This is a genomic window from Sphingomonas lacusdianchii (genome assembly GCF_022664395.1).
GTDB classification, from domain to species: domain Bacteria; phylum Pseudomonadota; class Alphaproteobacteria; order Sphingomonadales; family Sphingomonadaceae; genus Sphingomonas; species Sphingomonas lacusdianchii.
The window spans coordinates 1-24,360 of record NZ_JAKRET010000020.1 but is presented as its reverse complement, the minus strand read 5'-3'; the positions used below and the strand labels follow the sequence as shown (position 1 = coordinate 24,360).

Below are 24,360 nucleotides of genomic sequence, written 5' to 3'. Positions count from 1 at the left end.
GCGGGGCGTGTAGGAAAGGGTTATGTGGCCTGCGTCTGCAGGTTGGTAAGGATCCGCTCGACGACAAGGTCGAGGTCGATGCCGCCACCGTTCCGCATTTCGGCGAGACTTTGGGCGATCGAGGCGTTGAGAGCTGCCAGCGGGGCAGCGTCGGCGGGGGGCGGTGTGTCGTTGGCGGACATGGGGCGGCAGGCTATCCTGTCGGAATCGGATCGGAAAGACGGACCGGTCAAGCAATGGAGATCGCCATGACGACGAAGCCAGAAGGCGGTGATGCAAGCGATGATCTCGCCCGGATGGACGCAGCGATCGCGCGGGGGCTGGCCGATGCCGATGCCGGTCGCACCAGCCCGGCCGAGGAAGTGTTCGATCGGCTCGAGGCGAAATATCAGGCGATGCCTCGAACTGGTGTCGATCGGGAGGCGTTACGGGCCGAGATCAATATGCGGTACGGCAACAGCCTGCGCTATCTGAAGGACTAGGACCGATCGATATTTAGCGATTTCAAGGTATTTTCGTCATTCCCGCGCAGGCGGGAATCCATAGCCGCTACCGTTTCGGGTGGATTGGCGACCTCGGCGCATATGGACTCCCGCCTGCGCGGGAGTGACGATAGGGCGTCCGTCGGTCATAGTCCTGCGCGGCGGACCGAATGTCGATCGGCTCCAGGGGCGTATAGCGCGCGATCGATGCGACCTTCCGACCGGAAGCGTCGCCCCAGCGAAGGCTGGGGCCTCACGCGGCTCCTGCTGCACGCTATCACCGGAGATCCCAGCCTTCGCTGGGATGACGTCTGGTTCGACCGGAAGCGACGCTACTGAGATAGTCTACATATCGACAGGTCGACCCGTTGCCTTTGCTGCCATGCCCTGTACGTCGACCCGCGCCTTCAGCCTCGCTCCCAATAGCGCGGTGCCGCTGATCTTGCGCTGGACGAACAGGGTTTCGACATGGGGCACATGCCATGTCGTGCGATCGGTAGCCAATGCGCGGGCTTCCTCGCGGACCACCGGCACGAAGGCGCGGTCGCCGAAGTCGAAGGGGCCGGGGCGGGCCATCGCGTCGTCGATCGCGGCGATGATCCGGTCGACGGCGCCGCGATGGGCCGCGACTGCCGCTTCGCCGAGAAAGCCGGTCTCGACCGCCACGTCGCGGATCGTGTCGCGATCGTGGGCGAGGCCGGCGGCGATCAGGCGGCGATACGCGTCGGCGGTGTCGGGCGGCACGGGCCGCGTCGCGCCGAAATCGAGCAGGACGATGCGGCCGCTGTCCGCCTGCCAGCGATAGTTCGCGAAATTGGGGTCGGTCTGCATTTCGGCGAATTCGAACAACTCGCGCAGGACCAGGTCGATCATCGCGGTCATCGCCGCGTCGCGCGTGGGTTGTGGTGCGGTCGCCAGCCCCTCGATCGGGGTGCCGTCAATATAGTCCATGGTCAGGATGCGGGGCGTGGTCAGCGCATCGACTGGTGCCGGCACGACATAGCGCGGGTCGCCGGCGAGCCGCTCGCCATAGCGGCGCATGGCGTCGGCCTCGCGCAGATAATTGGCTTCGTCGGCCAATTGGCGCTTGGCCTCGGCGAGCAGCGGTTTGAGGTCGAGGCCGCGCGGCAACAGGTTGGACACGCGCAGCAGCGTCGCGACATTGTCGACATCGGCATCGATGCTTTCGCGGACGCCCGGATATTGCACCTTGACGGCGAGGCGGCGGCCGTCCTTCAACTCGGCCCGGTGCACCTGCCCGATCGAGGCGGCGGCGATCGGTTTCGCGTCGAACTTGCCGAGCTTGCTGCGCCAGTCAGGCCCCCATTCGGCGATCAGCAGCCGGTCGAGCTGGGCGGGCGGCATGGGCTGGCCCTGATTGCGCAGTTGCGCGAGAATGGTGGCGAGTTCGGGCGGCAACAGGTCGCCCGCGTCCATCGAGATCATCTGCCCCAGCTTCATCGCCGCCCCGCGCAGGTGCGAGAGGCGGTCGGCCATGCGCTTGGCATTGGCGGGGGTGAGGATCAGGTCGCCCATGCGCGGGCGCTCCCCGCTCGCCAGTCGCCGCGCCCCTTCGGCCAGCACGCCTCCGGCGATGCCGCCGGCCAAGCGGCCGAAACCGGACAGGCGCGACAGGCGGCCCGAGGGAACGGCGCGGCCGGGGCGGGTGGGTTCGTCGGTCATGCGGGCGGAGCGAGTGGGGTGGCGTTGGGTTCCCGTGCGTGGGGGACGGCGCTGAAGAAGGTTGGTTCACGCGAAGGCGCGAAGACGCGAAGGAAAAGGAAGATTGGTTCGCGCAGAGGCGCGGAGGCGCGGAGGGGGCGCGTCTCTGGCGGATGTCATCCCGCGCACGCGGCCTTCAGCTACTTGTCAGCGGGGGGAGAGGTGTCTCCCGATCGCGAACGCTCACCCGGATCGCAACCCCTCTGCGCCTCTGCGCGATCTCTATCTTCTTCGCCCTTCGTGCCTTCGCGTAAGCCATTATCCCTTTTCCATGAAAAACGGACCAGAAACGGGATAATGTGCCGGACCACGTGAGACCTGACGGTGAGCCTGTTTTGATGGAAGGAGATGCGACCATGCATATTCGCCCGATCCGCAGCGATGCCGATCATGAGGATGCGCTGCGTGAGATCGAAACGTTATGGGGGTGCCGAGGAGGGGACTGAAGCGGGCGACCGGCTCGACGTGCTGGTGACACTGGTCGAAACCTATGAACGGCAGCGCTGGCCGATCGAACCGCTCGATCCGGTGCGGGCGATCGAGGCGGCGATGGAAATGAACGGTTATACCCGTGCCCAACTAGCCGCGCTGATCGGGCAGTCGCATGCGACCGAGATACTGAGTCGCCGCCGGGCGCTGACGCTGCCGATGATCCGGGCGATTTCGGAAGCGTGGCATGTTCCTGCCGGGGTGCTGGTACAGGATTATGCGCTGACCGGTCGTTAGGGTGGTGATCGGGATGTCGACATGTAGGCGTGTCTAAGCTGTTAGGCGGCTATTGCTGATCAGGCCCTTAATCGGGGTAGGATGACCCGGTCCTTCCCTACATGACCTGCCTCGGGCAGAGGCGAAATGCCCCTCGCACCGACTTGTCAGGCGCGACGATGGCGGTTCGGCAACACCAAGTAATCGCGACCGGTCGTCACCTGCAAAGGATGTAGTACAAATTCTTAATCCTGTATGTCTATTGGCAGGATATGCAAATCCCGGCCCATCCGATCGATCTGACGACGATGTTTTTTGCCAACGGGTTGACGTCGCTTGCGACCGCATTGCTGTTTTTTGGGTTTCTGGCGCGTTACCAATTACCTGACGCGGTCGGACAGTCTGTTGTACTGGGGGGCGGCCTATGGGGTGTTGAGCATCGGTTTCATGATGCTGGCGTCCAATATCGTCGGACTGGTGGTGCCGCGGGGGCAGTTGATCGCGAACCTGGCGATCGATGCCGGGATCGCGCTGTCGCTGGTCGCGACGAACCGGTTGTTCGGCCGCCCCGCGCGTGAGAATTGGCCGATCGCGGTCGCGGTGGTGATCGCGGTCGGCGAAGTGGCCTATGCCCTGTCACGGCCGGTGCCCGATTACAGCGTCATGCTGATCGTCGGCGTCGCGGTGCGCGGCCCGTTGACGGTCGCCACCGGGCTTGCATTGTGGCGCCATGCCGATGCGTCGCATCGCCCGCCGGCCAGGCTGGCGGCGATATTCCATTTCGCCTGGGCCGCGACGATGGCGATGCGCGCGGTGCCGGTGCTGATCGAAACGCAGGATATGCATGCGTTCGAAATCAGTTCGGTCGTGGCGCTGGTCGTCCGGCTGCTGCTGTCGTGGGTGATCGCGATCTGCCTGTTATGGATGATCGCACGGCAGCTCGACGAACGGCTGATCCGCTATGCCAATTGCGACACGCTGACCGGCCTATCGAACCGGCGGGTGATGTGGGAGGCGGGCACGCAGCGCATCGCCGCGCCCGACCGCAACGGGGGCGATGTGGTGCTGATCCTGCTCGACATCGATCATTTCAAGCAGGTCAACGACCGCTGGGGGCATCCGGCGGGCGATGCGGTGCTGGCGATGGTGGCGAAGCGGATCGGCGAAACCGTGCGGCCGGGCGATCTGGTCGGTCGGGTCGGCGGCAAGGAGTTCATGATTCTGCTCGGCACCGCATCGCCTGTTGTCGTCGCCGATCTGGCCGAGCGCGTCCGTTCGGCGATCGAGGCGACGCCGATCGTCGTCGCCGAGGGCTACGAAATCCGCTGTACGATCAGCCTGAGGTGCAGCCGGACCGGCCGGGGCGGCGCGAGCTGGGAAACGCTGATCGCGCAGGCCGATGCCGCGCTCTATGCCGCCAAACATGGCGGGCGCAACCGGGTGGTCGACCATGCCGCGCTTGCCGAAGCGGCGTGATGCAGGTGGGTTGACGTTGCGCTACCAGTTATCCCTTTTACATTGGAATTTTTCGAAAAAGGGATAACGATGCGGTCATGTTAGACCTGACCGCACAACAGACCCGGCAATGGATCGATTGCGAGCAGCTTTACGCCACCTATCGCGACACGACCCGCGAACTGGCGACACGTTTTGCCGGGGCGATGTCGTGGAAGACGGTCAAGGACCGGACCTATCTGTACCGCAAGACGGGCGATACGTGGAAAAGCCTGGGCCCCGAGGATGATCGTACCCGGGAAGCGCATGCCGCCTTTCATCAGGGGCGCGACGCGTTGCGTGTGCGACGCGAGATGCTCGATCAGCGGCTGCGCGAAATGGCACCGGTCAACCGGGCGATGCGCCTGGGCCGGGTGCCGGTACTGTCCGCGCGGATCATCCGTCGGCTCGACCGTGAGCGGTTGCTGGGGGGCGGGCTGAAGATCGTCGGCACGCACGCCCTCTACGCCTATGAGGCGATGGGGGCCGTGCAGTTCGGCGAGGAAGCGATGACCACGATGGACATCGACATCCTGTACGACGCGCGGGTGTCGCTGAAGATGGTCGGCACGATGCAGGCCGACGGACTGATCGGACTGTTACAAGGACTGGACAAGAGCTTTCGCGCCAGCGCGCCGGGCAGTTTCCGGGCGGTCAACAATGCCGGCTATATGGTCGACCTGATTACGCCCGCCGCGCGCTTTGCGACCGTCCCACGGTCGCAGGCGCGGATCGGCGAGCGCGACGACGATCTGGCGGCGGTGGAGATTGCCGGGCTGGCATGGTTGGAAAACGTACCGGTGATCGAGCGGATCACCATCGACGAACAGGGGTTTCCGCTGCTGCTGATCGTGCCCGATCCCCGCGCGTTCCTGTGCCACAAGCTGTGGGTTGCGGGTCGCAACGATCGCGAGGTGATGAAGCAGCGGCGCGACCGGCATCAGGCACATACGCTGGCCGAGATGCTGGCGACCCGGCTGCCGGGAATGCGGTTCGACGATCCGGTACTCACCGCCGTGCCGGCGGCGGTGCTGGCGCCGGGGGCCGATCTGGTCGCGTCGTTTGCCGGTGGTTCGGGGGAAGGTTGGGACGAATGAACGGCGCGATCCGGGCATTACCGGATCGCGCCCTATCCTCAGAACGACGCCGAGATCGTCACGCCGTACGTCCGCGGGTCGCCGGGTTGGCCGACGATCAGGCCGGTATTGCCCGACTGGGTCGCGAGCAGTTCGTAGTAATTCTGGTCGAAGGCGTTGCGCAGCCACAGGAACGCGTTCCATCCGGCATCGGCGCGATAGCCCAAGCGGAAGTTCGCGAGGCTGTAGCCGTCGATATAGGTATAGGCCGAGGGCGACGGGTTGGACGAGAAGCGCGAGCGATAGCTGCCGTCGAAGCCGAGATAGGCATTGCCGTCGGTGGTCCCGATCTTGGCAGGCAGGGCATATTCGGCGCCATAGCTGAACGCCCATTTCGAGATGCCGGGCAGCCGCTGTCCCGATACGTCGCAGGCCGACGGGCTGATCCCGCCCGGCGTGCCCGGCGCACTGGGCGACTGGCCCGCCGCCGCCGTGGTGCCGCCCGACAATTCGGGCGGGCAGGGGGCGTCGACGAAGCGGACGTATTTCGCATCGGTGTACGCCGCGTTGGCGTAGAGGTTGAGCCGCTCGGTCGGGCGGAAGGCGGTGTCGAGCTCGACACCGCGGGTGCGCACCGCCTCTGCATTGGCGAGATAGCCGCGCAGAACGCCCAGCTGTCCGTTGGTCACCGTCGCCTGATAATCGCTGATATCGGTCCAGAAGGCGGCGAGGTTGGCGGTGATCCGCCGGTCGAGCCACTGGGTCTTCACACCCAGTTCGTAATGATTGACCTGTTCGGGCTTGACCTGCGCCGCCGCAAGGATCGGGTTGTTGCTGCCATCCAGCGGCAGGCCCGACAGGTTGATGCCGCCCGACTTATAGCTGCGCGCATAGGTCGCATAGGCATGGATATCGCGCGCCACGTCATAGGCGAGGGTGACGTCGCCCGACACGTTCCAGTCGTCGAAATCGGGCTCGTAACGCTGCGGGGCGAGCACGCCGCGCTGGTCGTTGGTGAGCGTCGTCGATCCGCTGCCGGTGGTGACGACCGAGACGTACGACCCGGTCTTCTTGTCGTAATTGACGCGCACGCCCGGCGCGATCGAGAGTGCGTCGGTGATGTGCCACGTTGCCTTGCCGAACACTGCCGCGCTGGTATTCGAGAAACCGATGGTGTTGCGCGCGGTCAGGCCGTTCAGCACCGCCGGGTTGCAGGCCGCCGCCGTCGCGGTGGCGCAGCCGGCGCTGCCCGGCGCGACATTGCCGGGGTTGAGCAGGAAGCGCGAGGCGGCCGGCCCCTGGACCTGCAACCCCTGCGTATCGATGGTCTGGTGGAAATAGAACAGGCCGGCGACGTAATCGATCGCGCGCTTGCCGTTCGAGGCGACGCGCAGTTCCTGGCTCCACTGGCGCTGCTGCGACGGATTGGCCGACACGGTGGTGATCGGCAGCCCGGTGAAATCGCGGTCGTTCGACGGATCCCAGTCCCAGAAACGCCACGCGCTGACCGAGGTCACCGTCGCGCCGCCAAGGTCGAGATTGCCGACCAGCGAGACGCCGCCCAGCTCCTGTCGCGCGCGCAATGGCGTGTCGAGGTCGGTCAGCCGGTCGAAGGCGTTGGTCGAGGGTGGGGCATAGCCGAACGCACCGGCGAGCGCGGCATATTGCCGGTTCAGCGGACGCTGCGTCGTGCCGGTGCGGACATAGATCTGCGCGCAGCAATCGGGGTTCTGGTGGCCGTAATCGCCGTACAGCGTCACGTCGAGATTGGGCGCGGGCGTCCACAGCAGCTGGCCGCGCACGCTCTGGTTATCCTGCGCATTGGCATAGCCGCCGAGCACGGTGTTGCGGATCGTCCCGCGCCGCGAGGTGACCGAGGCGGAGATGCGCGCGGCCAGTTTGCCATCGACGAGCGGGCCGGAGGCGGATGCCTTGGCCTGGATGAAGTCGTAATTGCCGGTGGTCAGTTCCACGCGCGCTTCGGGGGTGAAGCTGGGCTTGCGGGTGGTGATGTTGATCGCGCCCGCCGTGGTGTTCTTGCCATAGAGCGTGCCCTGCGGCCCGCGCAGGATCTCGATGCGTTCGGTGTCGGTGAAGTCGAACGTCGCAGAGGCAATGCGGCTGTAATAGACGCCGTCGACATAGATGCCGACGCCCTGTTCGATACCGTCGTTGGTCAGGCCGAACGGCGCGCCCAACCCCCGGATATTGGCAGCGGAATTGCGCGGGTTGGTCGAATAGAATTGCAGCGTCGGTTGCAGCTGGGTCAGGCGGTTGACGTTGTACGCGCCGGTATCGGCCAGCGTCGTGCCGCCGATGACCGAGATGGCGATCGGCACGCTCTGCACGGTTTCGACGCGGCGCCGCGCGGTGACGACGATCTCCCCACCGCCCTGCGCGGGGGCGAGGCGGCCGGTGTCGGGGCGCGCATTGTCCTGCGCGTCCGGTGCCTCGGACGGGGTTTCCGGCGTGGCGGTGGCGGGCGCGACCGGTTCGGGCGCCACCGGGGTAGCGACCTGCGCCAGAATCAGCGCCAACGACAATGCCATGCGTAATCTCCCTGTATTGAGTGGGAGAATGGCGGAGGTAGCATTGCCGAGCAACAGAGTGGGGATTTAGGGTGGGGGTAGTTTTGCTTGGGCGGCGATACCCTTCGCCAAGGGTTCAACCATCCGGTTCTTGCGCAAGGTTGATCCAATAACCTTTATCATGGATAGGCTATGGCGGCCATGATATAGGCTGACGATGCGCCGCGACGACCTGTGCCATGCGATCCGCCAGCGGCTCGAACGCCTGCCCGCCCCCTATGCGGCGCATTATGGCGTGGTCCCGCCGCCCCCGCCCGAGGACGCCGTGCCGCTGGGGCAGGGGCTGGCCAGCCACCAGCGCGCGACCGAGGCGCTGGCGCGGATTGATATGCTGGCCGGGCAGATGGGCGATCCCTATCCGGTCAGCCGCCTGCTCAGCCGGCGCGAGGCGGTGAGCAGTTCGTCGATCGAGGGGACGCACAGCACGCTCGACGAACTGCTGACGCTGGAGGAGGAAGCAGGCGACGAGCGGCGCGACGCGGCGCGACAGGTCCGCGACTATGCGCTGATCCTCGACCGGATCGTGCCGCAGGCGGCGGCGCAGCAGCCGGCGATCTTCACGCGCGAGCTAATCGCCGAACTGCACCGGGCGGCAATGCGGAGCGACCCCGATTATGGCGACGTGCCGGGGGTGCTGCGCGACCGGGTGGTGTGGATCGGCGGGGTGCGCGACATCGCCTATTCGCTCTACAATCCCGCCCCGCCAGCGCGGGTGCCGGCGTGTCTGGACGACAGCATCGCCTATCTGCGGGCCGAAGGGATGCAGGTCATGACCCAGAGCCTGATCGCGCGGATGGCGATCGCCCATGCCCATTTCGAGGCGGTGCACCCCTATCGCGACGGCAATGGTCGGGTCGGGCGGCTGTTGCTGCCGCTGATGATGGCCGCCGATGGCAAGGTGCCGCTATACCTGTCGCCCTATATCGAGGCGCATAAGCCGGCCTATTACGATGCGCTGAAGGCGGCGCAGCAGCGGCTCGACTGGGCTGCGATGGTCGCGTTCATGGCCGATGCGATCAGCGGTACGGTCGACGAGCTGATGGCGACGCGCGCAGCGCTGGTCGGGCTTGGGGACAGGTGGCGGGCGCGGCGGCGCTATCGCGACAAGTCGGCGGCGTTGCGCGCGCTCGACCTGCTGCCCGACTATCCGGTGATTACCACGCGGCGGCTCGGCGAACGGCTCGGCGTATCGGCCCCGGCGGCGAATGCGGCGATCGCGCAGCTGGTCGCGGCGGGGGTGCTGGTCGAGCGGACCGGCTATCGCCGCAACCGAATGTTCGTGGCGCAGGAGGTGTTGCAGGTGCTCAACCGGCCGTTCGGGGTGGAGCCGATCGTGGATTAAAGCGGCCGCCCCGCCTGTGCGCGCTCCAGTTCGACGGGGTCGTGGGTGCAGGTGACGGTCACCTCGTCGCGGCGGTCGATCGATAGGGCGCGCAGGCGGGACTGGTTGTCGATGCGGCTGCGCGCGTCGACCTCCATCAGTCGTTGGTAGGCGCGCAGGCCGGGGGTGCAGCGGCGGCGGGCCGATCGCATCTCGCCGCGATAGAAATAGGCGTCGCCGGCATGGAGCAGCCAGCGGCCGTCATCGCGGCGGATCGCGACGCCGGCATGGCCCCAGGTGTGGCCGGGTAGCGGCACCAGCAGGAGTTCGGGGGGCAGCCCGGTCAGGTCGCGGACCGCATCGAAGCCGAACCACGGCTCGCCGCGCGCGCCATAGCGTTGCCAATGGCGCACCCCGTCCAGCTGGCGCGGACGCCAGCGGTTGCGGGCGACGATGCCGGCGCGCGGGCCGGTCGCGTCGTCATATTCGCGCTGCATGACGTGGACGGTCGCGTTCGGGAAATCCTCCAGCCCGCCGGCATGGTCGAAATCGAGATGGGTGACGATGATGTGGCGCACGTCGTTCGCCGTGAAGCCCAGCGCCTCGATCTGCCGGATCGCCGTCTCGTGCTCGCGCAGGCGGATGTTGAGCAGCATCCGCCATGGCACCGTGATGCGCGGATCGGGGTGGCGATGCGGGTGGTCGACGTCTTTGAGGCCATAGCCGGTATCGACCAGCGCCAGCCCGTGCGCATAGGTCTCGATCAGCAGGCAGTGGCAGACGATCTGGCCGAGCGGCCCGACGCTGCGCCCGTCGAACAGCGCCCCGCCCAGCGGGCAGTCGGTGCCGCAATTGAGGTGGTGGATGCGCATGTCTGTTGCTCCCGTTTGTGGTGGGGCAACGGGTGGGGGGTGGATAAGTGTCTTTGGTTGTTCGGGAATCTTGTTAATCTGGGGTAGGAAGAAGGTTTGTTCACGCGGAGGCGCGGAGGCGCGGAGAGAAGAAGGTGTTGGTTCGCGCAAAGGCGCAAAGCACGCAAAGGGGTTGCGTTTGGGACACAGTCCCTCCGCGCCAGCGGCCTCATCAAGTGATCCAGCGGGCACAAAGGTCTACCGATCGCGAGCCGGTCGCCCCGCGCACGACCCCTTTGCGTCCTTTGCGCCTTTGCGCGAAATCACTCACTTCTTCGCGTGAACCAAAAATCTATGCGAACCGCGCCTTCGGAATATGCGTGATCCGGCACGCAAGGTCCGCCTCCCCCGACGCCACGACATAATGGTCGCCGCCGTCGGCGATGCCGGTCGTGAACACCACGTCGCGGACGTACATCTGTTCTTCCAGATCGCGGGTCAGGTCGGCGTTCGCCTCCAGCAGCGGCGCGTGGTCGGTCGCCACCGTCCGGCTCGGGTCGTTCGCGTCGAGGATCGACCAATAGGTGCGATAGACGCCGACGATCTCCTTGGGCTCGACGCCGTGCCACAGCGTCAGCCAGCCCCGATCGGTCAGGATCGGCGGCGTGCCCCCGCCCATGCGTGCCGTCGCGACCGTCGCGGCGTGGGGGCGGATGCCGGGGCGCAGGCACGGCTTCCAGTGGCGCGCATCGGGCGAGGTGGCGAGGTTGATCGACGGGCCGGCACGCCACTCGCTGCCCGGCGGATAGGCGAAATAGAGGTCGCCCAAAGGCCGGGTCTGCGCCCAATATTGCCCGTCGATCGTGCCCTCGAAGATCAGCATGTCCTTGTTCTGATGATCGAGCACGATGTCGGCAAAGGTCCAGTCGAGGCCGTTGTCGGAGGTATAGAGCGTGGTCGAATGGCGCTCCGGACTGATCGAACAGGTCGTCATCAGCCATTGATCGCCGACCTTGCTGATCCGCGCATCCTCGACGCCGTACATCTGGAAATCGCCCTGTGGCGCGATGGCGCGGTCGTAATGGAGCGCGACGACCTCCAGCCCGTCGGGGGTCAGTTCGACCGGCAACAGCCACGACAGCGAGGTCAGCGCCATCACCCGCCAGCGCCCACCGTTCAGCAGAAACTTGCGCGGATCGGCGGTGTCGACGGCGTCCAGCGGCCATGCGTCGAGCACATAGCGCCCGTCACACCAGCGGATATTGTGGATATGGCCGTCGAATTTGGGCTTCCTCAGCGCCTCGGCAATGCGGACCATCATCAGCAGATTGCCGTTGGCGAGCCGCGTCAGCGCCGGGTTGAACGCACCGAGCACATAGGTCTCGACCCCCAATTGCCCGGCGAGCGGCGAGCGCGACAGGTCGATATCGTCGGGGGTCAAGACCAGTTTGTCGACGGCGAAACTCATTCCTCCGCCTGATCGCGCGGCACGATGGTCAGTTGCTGAACGATCGCGCGGCGGGGCTGGGTCAGCAGGTAATGGACGCCGACCGCGATATCTTCGGCGCGCAGCATGGTTTCGTCGGCGATGCGCTCGCGCTGCTCGTCGGGCTGGATATCGGGCAGTTGCATGTCGGAGCCGGTCAGGCCCGGTTCGACATTGCTGACGCGAATGCCCTTTGGCCCCAGTTCGCGGCGTAGCGCCTGGGTAAAGCCCTGAATCCCGTACTTTATCCCGGCATAGATGGTCGATCCCGGCCCCAGCGCATAGGCGCTGGTCGATCCGATGAACACGATATCGCCCACGTCGCCGACACGCTTTGCGGCGTGATGGGCGCTCAGGAGATAGCCGGTGAAGTTGATCGCGATGACCTCGCGCAGCGTCGCCTCGTCGGTGTCGGTGATCCCCTCGGCAGCGACGGCGGCGTTGATGATGGCGATGTCGACGCCGCCCATCTTTTCCTCGGCCGCGGCGAAGAAGCGCCCGACATTGTCGGTGTCGGCCAGATCGATGGCGATGCCGTGGCCTTTGCCGACCTCCCCGATCCGGGCGAGCGCGTCGTTCAGATGGCCTTCGTCACGGCCGCACAGGAACACTTCGGCCCCTTCGCTGGCGAGCAGCACGGCGATGGCGCGACCGATGCCGGTAGTCCCGCCGGTAATCGCCGCGCGACGGCCGGCGAGCGTGGGTTGTTGCGTGTGCGCGTCGGTGGATGGGGTCATGGGCGCTCCTGTCGCTTGTCGGTTCGAAAGCGTGGCAGGGCGAGGGATGTTCCTGCGAAAAGCAGTAACTTGGTTTGGGGGTTGAGGTAACCCGAACCAACTCCGTTCAGTTCGAGCCTGTCGAGAACGGGTTGCGTTCGGGGCAGGCCGGTTCTCTACAGACGCTTCTCGACAGGCTCGAAGCTGCTCGAACTGAACGAAAGAGTGGGAGGAGGGGTAGTGGAGCGGGCCGCCTACCGCCCCTTGAGCGCCGCCTGCTCCGCCGCCGCATCCAGCGGCTCGCCCGCCGCCATCGCCTGTGCGTCGGCCATCAGCGTCGCCATTGGCGAACCGGCCTGGGCATAGGCGGTCCCGCCATTGCCACCCATGCCGCTGCGCAACTGCTCGATCCGCCAGGGTTGCCGGCCCTGCGCACAGGCGATGCCGCCGGTCGTGCCCTGTTCGAAGGTGCGGCACAGGTCGCCGGCGCGGTCGCGGAAGGTGATGCCGATGCGGACCAGGCCGCCGTCCGTGGTGGAGGCGAGTTGCGTGTCGAGCGCGTGGGCGAGCTGCCCCTGTGCGACCGGCATGCCGCCGTCGAAGCCGAGATCGCCACCCGAACGCGGCACCAACTGCCCGAGCAGCAGCCCGGCGACGAGGCTGGCAGCAAGCGCGCCGTACCAGCGTTGCGGTTTCGGTTTTGCGGCGCGGGTCGGGAAAGGGACGACATTGGCGTCGCGCTTCAGCAGCGCCTCGACCCCCGCCGGCATCGGTTGCGCGTCCAATCCGGCGAACGCGCCGCGCAGCTTTGCGGTCAGCGCGCGGTGGCGGTCGACCTCCGCCGCCAGTGCCGGGTCGGCGGCGATGGCGCGTTCGACGCGTTTCGCGGTCAGCGGGTCCAGCTCGCCATCGGCATAGGCGGCGAGCGTTTCGGGGTCGATCGTCATGCCGCTTCTCCCAAGGCACCGAGCAACGCGTCGCGCCCGCGCACCAAGCGCGAGGTCAGCGTGCCGATGGGGATATCGAGGATCTCGGCGGCTTCCTTGTACGCAAAGCCCTCCACCATCACCAGCGCGATGACCTCGCGCTGTTCGGGGGGCAGCTTGCCCATCGCCCGGCCGATATTGTGCATTTCCACCGCCATTTCCTGTTCCCCATGCTGCCCGATCGCATCGCCCTGTTCGGCGGGGACGAAGGTTTCGCCGGCCCGGCTTCGGCTGCGCACCGTGTCGATCCACAGGTTGCGCAGGATGCGGATCGCCCAGGCGTCGATCCGGGTGCCCGGCTGCCACTGGTCGCGGCGCACCAGCGCGCGCTCGACGCCCGCCTGCAACAGATCGTCGGCATCGGCGGGGTTGCGGGCGAGGGCATAGGCCACCCGGCGCAGCCGCGGCAGATGCGGGAGCAATTCGTCTTCGAAGCGCACCTTCGTCCTTTCGTCGCGCCCGGGGATGAAACGGATGGCGCCGCCCGTTTAATCCGGCATGAAGATCGAAAGATCGTATATCAGGCGGGGCGCAATGGGTCGGACGAAAATCTGGGGCATGCTGGCGCTGTTGCTGCCGGTGCCGGCGTCGGCGCAGTTGCTGCCGTCCGTACCGCAATTGCCGTCGCTGCCCGGGGCGGTGGGCGGGGCGGTCGGTGATGTGCGCCGGGCGCTGCCGGTCGAGGAGACGCTGTCGAACGCGCGGCAACTGGTGCGGCAGTCGGTCGAGCGGGCGCGTGACCTCGCGCGGCGCTATCCCGACCGGATCGAGCTGGACCGCGACGGCAATCCGGTGCGCGCGGGCGAGGTGACGCTCACCGATCCCGATCCGGCGCTGCTGAAGCTGGCGGAGGCGGCGGGGTTCCGGGTGATCGCGAGCGAGCGGTTCGAGGAATTGGGCATCGGCTTCGCCCGGCTGCGCGCGCCCGCCGGGCTGTCGGCGGTCGAGGCGGTGCGACGGCTCGGGCGGATATTAGGGGCGGAGCGGGTGGCGACCGATCCCTTGTATAGTGCGAGTAGGGTGGTGCCTTCTTCAAAGCGTACCCCCGCGCAGGCGAGGGTCCAGGGGCGGCAGGCGATGGCGCTGCTTGGCTCTGGACCCCCGCCTGCGCGGGGGTACGGCGCCTTTGCAGGGGCGGCTATGGCTTCCCCTTCGTCCCGTCCCCGTACCCCGGCGAAGGCCGGGGTCCAGTTGGGAAATGCTCTCGATCAATCGCCATCGTCCCCCAACTGGGCCCCGGCCTTCGCCGGGATATGGGGTGTGGGCGGGGGGCGAGTGCTTGCCCCCGGTGCGGGCCGTCGCATCGGCATCATCGATGGCGGCGTTGGCCCCGGCACCCCCGGCCTCGCGGCGCAACAAGGCTTTGCCGAGGGTGCGCCGCGCGCCAACGACCATGCGGTCGCCATCGCTTCGCTGTTGACCGGGGGCGGCGGAATCCGCGCGGCGGCGCCGGGCGCGGCGCTAGTAGTGGCCGATGTCTATGGCAGCGATCCGGCGGGCGGCAGCGCCAGCGGCATCGCGCGTGCGCTGGCGTGGATGGTGCGCGCCCAGGTGCCGGTGGTGGTCGTCAGCCTCGCCGGGCCTGCCGATCCGTTGCTGGCGCGCTTCGTCGCGGCGGCGCGGGCGCGGGGGACGGTGGTGGTCGCGGCGGTCGGTAATGCCGGGCCGGCGGCACCGCCCGCCTATCCGGCCAGCTACCCACAGGCGATCGCGGTCACCGGCGTCGATGCGCGCGGACGGCCTCTCATTGAGGCGGGGCGGGCACGCCACCTCGACTATGCAGCACCGGGGGCGGACATGCTGGCGCTGAACACTGCCGGACAGGCGCGGCCGGTGCGCGGCACGTCGTTCGCCGCGCCGCTGGTCGCGGCACGGTTGTCGACGCTGTGGGACGGTGACGCGGCGGCGGCGCTGGCGCGGCTCGACCGCGAGGCGAAGGGCAAGGGTGCGCGGACCGGGCGGGGCGTCGTGTGCGGGGAATGCCGGACGCCGGTGCGGTAGGGGGCTCGACCTAAGGCCGGATCGACATTCACACGGAACGCGACGAAATTGCTCCCCTCCCTGGAAGGGAGGGGCTGGGGGTGGGTCGGCCTGCGAGGGAAGGTCACGCCCGCCAACGGGCCAACCCACCCCTGACCCCTCCCTTCCAGGGAGGGGAAAGGCTGAATGTCGATTGGCCCTAAGTTTGTACCCCCGCGCAGGCAGGGGTTCAGAGCCAAACAAAACAAAGGGTTGCGGGCGCGGCCCTGGATCCCCGCCTTCGCGGGGATACGGTGAGGCGGACTATCGCAGAGGTCTCGCCTGCGCAGGGCTATGGTTGAGGTGCGGAAATGTGCTCCCTCACAAAAAATCGCACGCTCCGGGATTAAACCGAAAACGGCATCCGTTCTCCTTTTCGAAGCGCCCCTGTGGCGCACCAACAAAGGAGACATTGCGATGAAGACCCTGTTCCTAATGGGCGCGGCGCTGGCCGCAGTGACGATTACCCCGGCTTCGGCGCAGCTGCTGGGCGGCGGTGGCGGCGGTGGGCTGACCGGCGGTCTGGGCGGCAGCCTGAGCGGTGGCCTTGGCGGCAATGTCGGTGGCACGTTCGACCGGACCGTCACCCCGACCATCGACCGTGTCCGCGACCGTGCCGACACCGGCGTCCGCAGCGCCCGTCGCGGCAGCGGCGAGGTGACCACCGAACGCAGCGTCGACCGGCGCAGTGGCCGGGTGCGCGGCGGCGGATCGGCGCGCGGCGATGGTGCGATCGATGGCACCGCACAGGCGCTGGGCGGGACGCTCGGCGGGTCGGGCAGCGGTTCGGGAAGTGTCTCGGGCAGCGCCGATGCACAGCTGATCGGCACCGATGCGGTGCGCTCGACCGTCGGGTCGGCACGTGACCGGGTGCGCAGTGGCGTCGCCACCACCCGCGACCGGGTACAGGGTGCCGCCGGATCGGTGCGCGACCGGGCGCAGGGCGCGGTCGGCACGGTGCAGGGCGGTGCGGGCAGCGTGAGCAGTGCGGCGTCGGGTAGCGGGTCGGGCACGGGTTCGGTCGGCAACGGATCGGCGTCCGGTTCGGGCGAAGGGGCGCTGTCGTTGATGGGCGGCGGGGCAATCCCGGCGCTGAACCCCGGCAGCACGGTGCGCGATGCCAAGGGTGAGGCGATCGGCCGCGTCCGGTCGGTCCGCCGCAACGCCGCCGGCCGGGTCGAGGCGGTGACGATGGCGGTCGGCCGCCGCACCGCGACGCTGCCCGCCGATAGTTTCAACGTGCAGGGCGGCGTGCTGGTCTCGGCAATGGGCGAGGGACAGGTGCAGCGCGCCGCGAAGGATCAGGCGGAATAAGCCGGTTCGGGGCGGCATCACTCCCCACCGAAGCCGTCCCGGCTCGCCCCTTCCCGTGTCGGGAGGGGGCGGGTTTTTTTGGTTCGTGCGAAGGGGAGGCATTGGTTCACGCGAAGGCGCGAAGGCACGAAGAATATAGATTTCGCTCAGAGGCGTAGAGGCGCGGAGAGAAGAAGCTTTTGGTTCGCGCAAAGGCGCAAAGGACGCAGAGTACGTTTGGGGCGCTGCCTCCCGCGCCAGCGGCTTTTATCGCATATTGCAGCAGGCGCAGCGGTCTACCGATCGTGATCCGGTCGTTTGCGTGTAACCCTTTGCGTCCTTTGCGCCTTTGCGCGAAATTCCGTTCTACTCCTTCTCCGCGCCTCCGCGCGAACCAATCTTCTTCGTGCCTTCGCGCCTTCGCGTGAACCGAACAGCCCGCGCCCCAAGCGGAACGCGGGCTCTCCGATCAGAAGCGCAACCGGGCGCCGGTGCTGATCGCGGCGCGGTTGTCGCTCGGTCCGGTCTGGGCCGACGCGGTCGAGAACAGGTCGAGGCCGTCGGTCACGCGCTGGGTCAGGCCCGCCGTGATCGTGCCGACCGTCTGTGCCCGGCTCGCGCCGAGCGCTACCAGGCCGAGCGGCCCGCCGGCATAGCCCGCCACCGCATCGGCACGCTGCCCCTCGATCTGATAGCGCAGGCCGAGCGACACGAACGGGCGGAACGCGGCGTCCGACGTTTCCGCCCGTGCGAAGCCCACGCCCGCATCGGCGAAGCTCGCGACATGCTTGTCGGCGGCGACGGTCAGCACGAACGGACCGCCGGCCTCGACCAACTGATCGCGCGAGGTGCGGATATAGGTCACGCCGGCGCGCGGCCGCAGCGCCCATTCGCCCATGTCGATCGTGTAGTGCGCCGACAGGTCGCCGACGACGCTGGTCAGGTCATAGCTGGCGCGCGAGGCGACGCTGGCCGGCAGTGCGCGGTCGGTATCGGCCTTGCCGCCATAATAGGCGATCGATGCACCGAAGCCGAGCTTGCCGGTTGCATAGCGGCCATGGACGCCCGCGACCCAGCCATCGACGCCGGTGCGCGCGGCGAGTGCGTCGATGCGCTGACGGCTGTTGACGAAGCCGGTAAAGGCCCCGACCGACCATGCGCTGTCGCCATAGCCGATGCCGCCGACAAAGCCGTAGCTGTTGGTGGCGGCGCGCGACACGCCCTCCGACCGATCGGCGGCCAGACGGTACCAGCTGCCCATCGCTTGCCCGAAGGTGAAGCCGCCGGCCTCGCCACGGTTGGTGGCGAAACCCGGACCACGCGCGATGTCGGTCAGGGCGAGCGCGTTCTCGACGCCGACCTGCGTCGCGCTGGCATAGGCTTCGGGGGTCAGACGCGCGAACGCCTGCGCATTCGAACCGCCACCCGACGTCGTCAGCGCCGGCAGCACCGCGAACAGCGCGCTGGTCGCGGGCTGCGTCTGCAGCACGGTGTTGGCATAGGTGACCGATCGGCTAACCTGCGGCGCGAAGCCGGTTTCGTTCACGAACTGACCGAGCAGCTGGATGCGGTCGTTGCGCTGGACGACGAAGCCGAACAGGCTGTCGGGCTTCTGGATCGTGGTGAAGCTGCCGGTGATGCCGCCGCTGGCGGTGATCAGGTCGTAGCTGGTGCCCGGGCGCAGCGTGCCGCCGCTCTGCGTCAGTTGCAGCGTCGAACCCGATGCGATCGCAAGCGTGCCGTTGATGACCAGCTTGTCCTGCACGGTCGGGGTGAATTCGAACAGCGACAGCGAACCCGCGGCGAACGAGACATTGCCGTTGACCGTCATCGTGCCCGGCGACGCGCCGGGGCTGAGGATGCCCGCGACGGTGACGTTGCCGTTGACGGTCCCCGCCGAGCCGAAGGTCGCCCCGCTGCGCACCGCGAACGTCCCGTTCAGCACCGATCCGGCCAGACCGACCAGACGCCCGCCGGTCATGTCGACGCTGCCGAGCGTCGCATTGCCCGAGACGGTGGCGAACCCGCCCGACATTGCCAGCGTCTCGACATTTGTAACGGTGCTGAACGCCGTGTTGCCGCCGGTGATCGCCACCGTATCGCTGCCCGCGCCGCCATCGACCGCGCCGGTAAAGCCGCCGGCGATGGTGAAGCGCTGATCGCCGCTCCCGAAGCGGACCTGCGGCGCGGTGAGCGTCGATCCGCTGGCCACGGTCAGGCTGGTCCCGGCATTGACCACGTCATAGGCGTGGGTGCCGGTCAGGGTCAGCGTGCCAGTGCCTTCGCTGGTGAAGGTTTCGAAGCCGGTGAGGACGCCGCCCAGCGTACGATCGCCGGCGAGGGTCAGGATAACGCTGTCGCTGCCCGCACCACCCGCGACGGTGCCGTTCAGCGTGCTGCCCGTCGTGAGCCGCAGCGCATCGTTGCCCGCGCCCAGATCGATCACCCCGGCCAGCGTGCCGCCCGAGGCGACCGTTACCACCTGCGCCCCGTCGCCGAACGACAGCGGCGCATTGGCGGCGCCGAGTGTACCGGCAACCGTCAGCGATCCATTGGTCAGCGCGACCTGTTCGAACCCGGTCGCGGTTCCGGTCAGTATCACCGCCCCGGCATTGGCGAAGGCGAGCGTATCGCTGCCCGTGCCACCGTCATAGCTGCCGGCGGCGGTCTGCGCGCCGATCGCCAGCATGTCGTTGCCCGCCCCCAGTGCGACCGAGGCGACATCGCCATCGACCATCAACTGCTCGGCGGCGTCCGACCCCGTAACGGTGCCGAGCGAGAAGCCGCCCAGCGTCGCGTTGAGGCCGGTGCCGGCCAGCGTCGTCGTCTGGAAGCTCTGGGTCAGGCCGAGGGTCAGCGTACCGGTGCCCTCGAGCGACAGCCGTTCGAAATTGCTGTGCGCATTCACGCCGGTGCGATTGCCGGCCAGCACGACATTGTAGCTGTCGGTGCCGGTGCCGCCATCGATGCCACCCGCGACGCTGCCGTTCGGACCGTCGACGAAGCTGTCGTCGCCGGCACCCAGCAGCACCGCCCCGCCGATCGTGCCGCGATTGACGACCTGGTCGTTGCCGCCGCCCAGCGTGACGCCGCCAGTGATGGTGCCGTCATTGACGACCGTTTCGACCGCGTCCGATCCGGTGATGGTGAACGCGCCGTCGCTGGTCAGCGTCTGTCCGGCAGCGACGCTGATCGTGCCGCCCGACAGATCGATCGTGTTCAGGCGGAAATTACCGGTGTAGCGGACGTCGCCCGATCCGGTCTGGCTGAAGCGTTCGAAATTGATGAACTGATCGCCGTTCAGCGTGCCACCGCCGGTCGCATCGACGATGAAGCTGTCATCGCCTTCGCCGGCATCGACGGCACCGATCAGCGTCGCCGACAGACGATGCAGGAAGGTGTCGTTGCCGGCGCCGAGGAAGACATCGCCTTCGATCCGGCCGTAATTCTCGATCCGGTCGTCGCCGACGGCAACGTTGATCGAGCCGACGATCGTGCCGGTGTTGATGATGCGGTCGGCGATCGTCAAAAAACCGGTATCTTCGTCCGACGTCTGAATCGCGCCGGCGAGGTAATCGGATGCGGCGAAATAAGCGAAGCTCGAGTTTTCGACATCGGTCAGCCGCGTGCCGGCCCCGCCGCGGATCGTTCCGGCGTTGACGAGGTCGAGCGCGCTTTCGGCGGCCGCGACCGCGACCGATTGCGTGCCGGTCGCCTCGATCACACCCGATGCGGTGTTGGTCAGCTGCGTCGTGCCGCCACTATAGGGGTCGGTTCCGGCTGAGGGCGAAATGACACCCTAAACGTCGGCGTCTTTTGGCCAGAGGTATTCGCCGGTGAGCAGGATGTGCGCCCACCCCAGGGGAGAGACGTGGGCGAGAAGATGGTCGGGGGTGTCCAGCCCTTCGCGTCGCCGCGCGTCGACGGCATGGCCAAGGTGCAGGGTGTTCCAATAGACGATGATGGCGGTGAGCAGGTTTAGGCCCGCGATCCGGTAGTGCTGGCCCTCGGTGGTGCGGTCGCGGATCTCGCCCTGTCGGCCGATGCGCAGAGCGTTCTTCAGCGCGTGGTGCGCCTCGCCCTTGTTGAGGCCGACCTGCGCGCGGCGCTGCATGCCGGTATCGAGAATCCATTCGATGATGAACAGCGTGCGCTCGATCCGGCCGACCTCGCGCAGCGCGGCCGCCAGATCGTTCTGGCGCGGATAGGCGGCGAACTTGCGCAGGATGCGGCTTGGGGCGACCTGCCCTGTGCTCATGGTGGCGGCGCAGCGGAACAGGTCGGGCCAGTTGGATACGATGAGCGCCTCGCGCGCCTTGCCGCCCACCAGGGGACGCAGTTCGGCGGGCGTGGCGGCGGGATTGAACACGTACAGTCGCTTGGACGGCAGATCGCGGATGCGCAGCACGAGGCGGTAACCGAGCATGGCGCTGATCCCGAACAGATGGTCGGTAAATCCGCCGGTGTCGGCGTACTGCTCCTCGATACGCCGCCCGGCCTCGTTCATCGTCAGCCCGTCGAGCAGATAGGGTGCCTCGCTGACGGTCGCAGGGATGGCCTGCGACGCGAATGGCGCGAAGCGGTCGTTGACGTGGGTATAGGCCTTGATGCCGGGATCGTTGCCGTAGCGGGCGTTGACCGTGTTCATCGCCTCGCCCTGTCGCGCGGCGGGGTAGAACTGGCCATCGGCCGAGGCAGTGGTGCCCATGCCCCAGACCCGCGCCATCGGCAGGTCGCCCTGCGCCGCGACCACGACGGCCAGCGCCTGGTCGATCGCCTCGCTCTCGACATGCCAGCGCGCGAGGCGGGAGAGCTGCCAGTAATCGTGCGTGTTGCACGCATCGGCCATCTTGCGCAGGCCGAGGTTCAGCCCCTCGGCGAGCAGGACGTTGAGCAGGCCGATCCGGTCGCCGCACGGTATACCGGTGCGTAGATGGGTAAAGGCATCGGTGAAGCCGAGCGCCGCATCGACTTCGAGCAGCAGGTCGGTGATGCGAACGGGCGGCAGGCGACGGTACAGGTCGAGCAGCAACTCCTCGATCCCGTCTGGCGCATCGGCGGTTAGGCGGTCGATGCGCAGCGTCCCGTCCTCGATGCTGCTATGCGGGATCGTGCCGTTGCGTGCGGCGCGACCGAGCCGGGTGAGGGCATCGGCAAGCCGCGCCTTGCGCTCGGCGAGCCAGACATGCGGGTCGGGCGGGACCGCCAGTTTCATGGCACGCGCAACCGTCATCGGCACGAGGACATGCCGCAGGTCACCATAGCGGTGCGAGCGGTCGAGCCAGATATCGCCCGAGCGCAGGGCGTCGCGCAGGTGGAACATCACCGCGACCTCGCGGAGACGCGCATCGTCGTCGCCCTTTACCCGCAACTGACGCCGCCATTTGGAATGCGGGCGCAGGAAGTCGTCGGTCGCCGGCAGTTGGCCCCTGGCGGCGATAGCGTTCACCGCATCGAGCAGGGGCCGGGCAACCGGCGCGGCTGCCAAGTCGAGGCAGCGGAACATACGCAGCGCATAGCGACGAAAGCGGTGATAGCCCTGATCGACATGGGCCAGCGGATCGTCACCCAGCGTGTCGGTCAGCGTTCTGGCCGTCGCGACGAGGCGGTCGAGCCGGTCCCAGCCCGCCGCGCGGACGACTGCATCGTCCAGCGACGCGCCGTCGCCATGCGCATCGAGCAGCGATCGGCCGAGCATGGCGAACCGGTCCAGCGTCGCGGTGACCGCGCCTCTGGTTTCCGCGGCGCGCGCATCGTGGACCTGCTTCGCCTCGCGCCAGGTCCGGCCGACGATACGGTCATGCGTTTCGATCACCGCATCGGCGGTCGCGGTCGCCCACTCGATGATGCAGACCGCGAGGATGGCGCGACGCCGGTCGGCACTGAGATCGCGCAGGCCATCGGCGAAATAGCGTTCGCCCTGCCGGCGCAGGCGGGCGACGCGGTGCGGCGGGACGCCGGCGAGCAGGTCAGCGCCGAGGTTCATCGCGCGCAGGAACTCCAACCGGTCGAGCAGCCGGTTCGCCGCGGCGGAATTGTTGCCCGGCTCGATCCGGCGCAGCCAGATGAAGCGGCTGATCGCACCCGGCAGCATCTCGGTCGTCAGCCGGTCGAGCCGGGCGCAGGCGACGCGATCGAGACGTGTGGCGATCCGCTTCTCGATATTGCGCTCGGCCGCGACCAGCGCGTCGGCGCACAATCGCTCGATGGTGGTGATCGCCGGCAGGATGGTCATGGTGTCGCGGCAGCGGGCGATGAAGCGCCGGGCGAGATCGTCATTCGAGCGCGCCTGTTCGGCTTCGGTCAGCAGCCAGTCGCGAAACGCGCGTGCTGGTGCGCCCTGACCGGGGAACGTCCTGTAGCCGTAGGTCCGGCGCAGCACCTCCATGTGCTGCTGGCGGGTCTGACGCCGGACGGCATAGCGGACGAGCGTGTCGCCGGCGATGCCGAGCTGGGCGCCGAGGAAGGCGGACACCGGCAGCGGGATCACCTCGCCCGGTGTCAGCATCCGGCCGGGATATCGCAGCGCGCACAGTTGCAGTGCGAAGCCGATCCGGTTCTCCGGGCGGCGTCGCCGGTCGATATGGATCAGGTCGTCATCGGCCAGAATGTAGTGCCGCAGCAGCGACGCCTCGTCGCTCGGCAGGTCGAGCAGCGCCGACCGCTGCCGGGCGCTCAGGATATGGCGGCGCGGCATGGCCCAGTGTCCCTGTTGAACAGAAGTCTGTTTTGGACAACACTGAGCCTACGCAGATCAAGGCTTTTCGGGGCCGGTTTTCGGGAAGGTTCAATTGGGACAACGCGCCGCCATCTACGCCAGGGTCTCGACCGTCGACCAATCGTGTGAGCGGCAGCTGCGTGACCTTGCCGGTTTCGCCGAACGTGGCGGCTATGAGGTGATCGAGGTCTTCCGCGAAACCGCCTCGGGCATGAAGGCCAACCGCTCGGCACGCGGCGAAGTGATGAAGCTGGCCCAAGCCCGCCACATCGATGCGATCCTCGTTACCGAACTCAGTCGCTGGGGACGCTCGACGCAGGACCTGCTCGACACACTCAACCGGCTGTCGGGCTGGCGCGTGTCGGTTGTCGCGATGAGCGGCATGACGTTCGAGGTCGACACGCCGCACGGACGGATGATGGCAACGATGCTTGCTGGCATCGCGCAGTTCGAGCGCGACATGCTGAGCGAGCGGGTTCGCTCCGGCCTTGCCGCGGCGCGGGCGCGGGGTCGCAAACTCGGGCGGCAGACCGGCGACCGCCCCAAATCCGACCGGCTCGGCCCCAGGGTGTTAACGCTCGTCGCCGAGGGCCGCAGCTATCGCTGGATCGCGCGCGACCTCGGCCTCAGCAAGAACACCGTCGCCGCGATCGTTGGACGGGCGCGGGTGGAGACGGCTCCCGATATCAAAATTGCGGAATAAGAATTCTCGGCATCTGATCCTGTCGTAAAGACGCTGAATTATCGTTTGACCACCCGCCAAGGCATGAGCGCCGTAGAAGGTTTCCAGCAAGTTTCCAGGCTCGCTGCGAAGTCGTTCGCCCACGCACCGGGACTACCCGGCTTCAGCCATCCCTCGTAGCGTGATCGCATCAGGTACTCGCCAATCTCAAACGATATCTT

At 67.4% G+C, this 24,360-nt stretch carries 18 protein-coding genes; 8 read left to right on the top strand and 10 right to left on the bottom strand.

The genetic code is table 11. The features are described 5' to 3' along the window. Positions 1–20 precede the first annotated feature (20 nt). Complete coding sequence (locus MF607_RS19340) at positions 21–182, bottom strand: hypothetical protein (RefSeq protein WP_242121802.1); 162 nt, start codon at positions 180–182, stop codon at positions 21–23. Positions 183–248: 66 nt separating this feature from the next. Here MF607_RS19340 and MF607_RS19335 point away from each other — a divergent pair, with 66 nt between their 5' ends. After that, positions 249–482 carry a hypothetical protein gene (locus MF607_RS19335; RefSeq protein WP_242121801.1) on the top strand — a complete coding sequence of 78 codons (234 nt, stop codon included), beginning with the start codon at positions 249–251 and terminating at the stop codon, positions 480–482. 345 nt (positions 483–827) lie between these two features. Here MF607_RS19335 and MF607_RS19330 read toward each other — a convergent pair whose 3' ends face one another. Then, positions 828–2,165 carry an ABC1 kinase family protein gene (locus MF607_RS19330; protein ID WP_242121800.1) on the bottom strand — a complete coding sequence of 446 codons (1,338 nt, stop codon included), beginning with the start codon at positions 2,163–2,165 and terminating at the stop codon, positions 828–830. A 444-nt stretch (positions 2,166–2,609) separates the two neighbouring features. Between MF607_RS19330 and MF607_RS19325 the strand changes: the two genes are divergently transcribed. From MF607_RS19325 to MF607_RS19315, 3 genes are all read left to right on the top strand, one after another. Further along, positions 2,610–2,930: a helix-turn-helix domain-containing protein gene (locus MF607_RS19325; RefSeq protein ID WP_242121799.1), complete on the top strand. Its 321-nt coding sequence runs from the start codon at positions 2,610–2,612 to the stop codon at positions 2,928–2,930. Positions 2,931–3,266: 336 nt separating this feature from the next. Continuing rightward, positions 3,267–4,385 (top strand): GGDEF domain-containing protein, encoded by a 1,119-nt coding sequence (locus MF607_RS19320; RefSeq protein WP_242121798.1) that lies wholly within the window; start codon positions 3,267–3,269, stop codon positions 4,383–4,385. 77 nt (positions 4,386–4,462) lie between these two features. Further along, positions 4,463–5,500 (top strand): GSU2403 family nucleotidyltransferase fold protein, encoded by a 1,038-nt coding sequence (locus tag MF607_RS19315; RefSeq protein WP_242121797.1) that lies wholly within the window; start codon positions 4,463–4,465, stop codon positions 5,498–5,500. A gap of 38 nt (positions 5,501–5,538) precedes the next feature. Here the strand turns inward: MF607_RS19315 and MF607_RS19310 are convergent, their stop codons facing one another. Then, a complete protein-coding gene (locus MF607_RS19310) occupies positions 5,539–8,028 on the bottom strand; it encodes a TonB-dependent receptor (protein ID WP_242121796.1) in 2,490 nt (829 codons plus the stop codon). 196 nt (positions 8,029–8,224) lie between these two features. Between MF607_RS19310 and MF607_RS19305 the strand changes: the two genes are divergently transcribed. Then, a complete protein-coding gene (locus tag MF607_RS19305; protein WP_242121795.1) occupies positions 8,225–9,409 on the top strand; it encodes a Fic family protein in 1,185 nt (394 codons plus the stop codon). Here the strand turns inward: MF607_RS19305 and MF607_RS19300 are convergent. The 5 genes from MF607_RS19300 to MF607_RS19280 all read right to left on the bottom strand — a co-directional run bounded on the left by MF607_RS19300 (position 9,406) and on the right by MF607_RS19280 (position 13,867). Continuing rightward, complete coding sequence (locus MF607_RS19300) at positions 9,406–10,260, bottom strand: MBL fold metallo-hydrolase (RefSeq protein ID WP_242121794.1); 855 nt, start codon at positions 10,258–10,260, stop codon at positions 9,406–9,408. The two genes, MF607_RS19305 and MF607_RS19300, sit on opposite strands and share 4 nt — an antisense overlap. A 331-nt stretch (positions 10,261–10,591) precedes the next feature. After that, entirely contained in the window at positions 10,592–11,707 is a 1,116-nt protein-coding gene (locus MF607_RS19295) for a glycoside hydrolase family 130 protein (protein WP_242121793.1), read from the bottom strand. Then, positions 11,704–12,462 carry an SDR family oxidoreductase gene (locus tag MF607_RS19290; protein WP_242121792.1) on the bottom strand — a complete coding sequence of 253 codons (759 nt, stop codon included), beginning with the start codon at positions 12,460–12,462 and terminating at the stop codon, positions 11,704–11,706. Before MF607_RS19290 ends, MF607_RS19295 begins: the two co-directional genes overlap by 4 nt. Before the next feature lie 233 nt (positions 12,463–12,695). After that, a complete protein-coding gene (locus MF607_RS19285) occupies positions 12,696–13,388 on the bottom strand; it encodes an anti-sigma factor family protein (RefSeq protein ID WP_242121791.1) in 693 nt (230 codons plus the stop codon). Further along, complete coding sequence (locus MF607_RS19280) at positions 13,385–13,867, bottom strand: RNA polymerase sigma factor (RefSeq protein ID WP_242121790.1); 483 nt, start codon at positions 13,865–13,867, stop codon at positions 13,385–13,387. The genes MF607_RS19285 and MF607_RS19280 overlap by 4 nt, the downstream gene beginning before the upstream one ends. Before the next feature lie 94 nt (positions 13,868–13,961). On the opposite strand from MF607_RS19280, the gene MF607_RS19275 reads away from it, so the two are divergent. Together MF607_RS19275 and MF607_RS19270 are read left to right on the top strand one after the other, a co-directional pair. After that, the gene (locus tag MF607_RS19275) at positions 13,962–15,428 is read left to right on the top strand and encodes a S8 family serine peptidase (protein ID WP_242121789.1); all 1,467 of its coding nucleotides are present in this window, start codon (positions 13,962–13,964) and stop codon (positions 15,426–15,428) included. A 435-nt stretch (positions 15,429–15,863) separates the two neighbouring features. Next, a complete protein-coding gene (locus tag MF607_RS19270; protein WP_242121788.1) occupies positions 15,864–16,760 on the top strand; it encodes a hypothetical protein in 897 nt (298 codons plus the stop codon). A 448-nt stretch (positions 16,761–17,208) separates the two neighbouring features. Here MF607_RS19270 and MF607_RS22970 read toward each other — a convergent pair whose 3' ends face one another. Continuing rightward, on the bottom strand, positions 17,209–20,463 hold the full coding sequence (locus MF607_RS22970; RefSeq protein WP_242121787.1) for an autotransporter outer membrane beta-barrel domain-containing protein: 3,255 nt from the start codon (positions 20,461–20,463) through the stop codon (positions 17,209–17,211). A 75-nt stretch (positions 20,464–20,538) separates the two neighbouring features. Then, entirely contained in the window at positions 20,539–23,436 is a 2,898-nt protein-coding gene (locus MF607_RS19260; RefSeq protein ID WP_242121786.1) for a Tn3 family transposase, read from the bottom strand. Between the two features lie 94 nt (positions 23,437–23,530). Between MF607_RS19260 and MF607_RS19255 the strand changes: the two genes are divergently transcribed. Continuing rightward, positions 23,531–24,160 (top strand): recombinase family protein, encoded by a 630-nt coding sequence (locus MF607_RS19255; RefSeq protein WP_242121785.1) that lies wholly within the window; start codon positions 23,531–23,533, stop codon positions 24,158–24,160. Positions 24,161–24,360 lie beyond the last annotated feature (200 nt).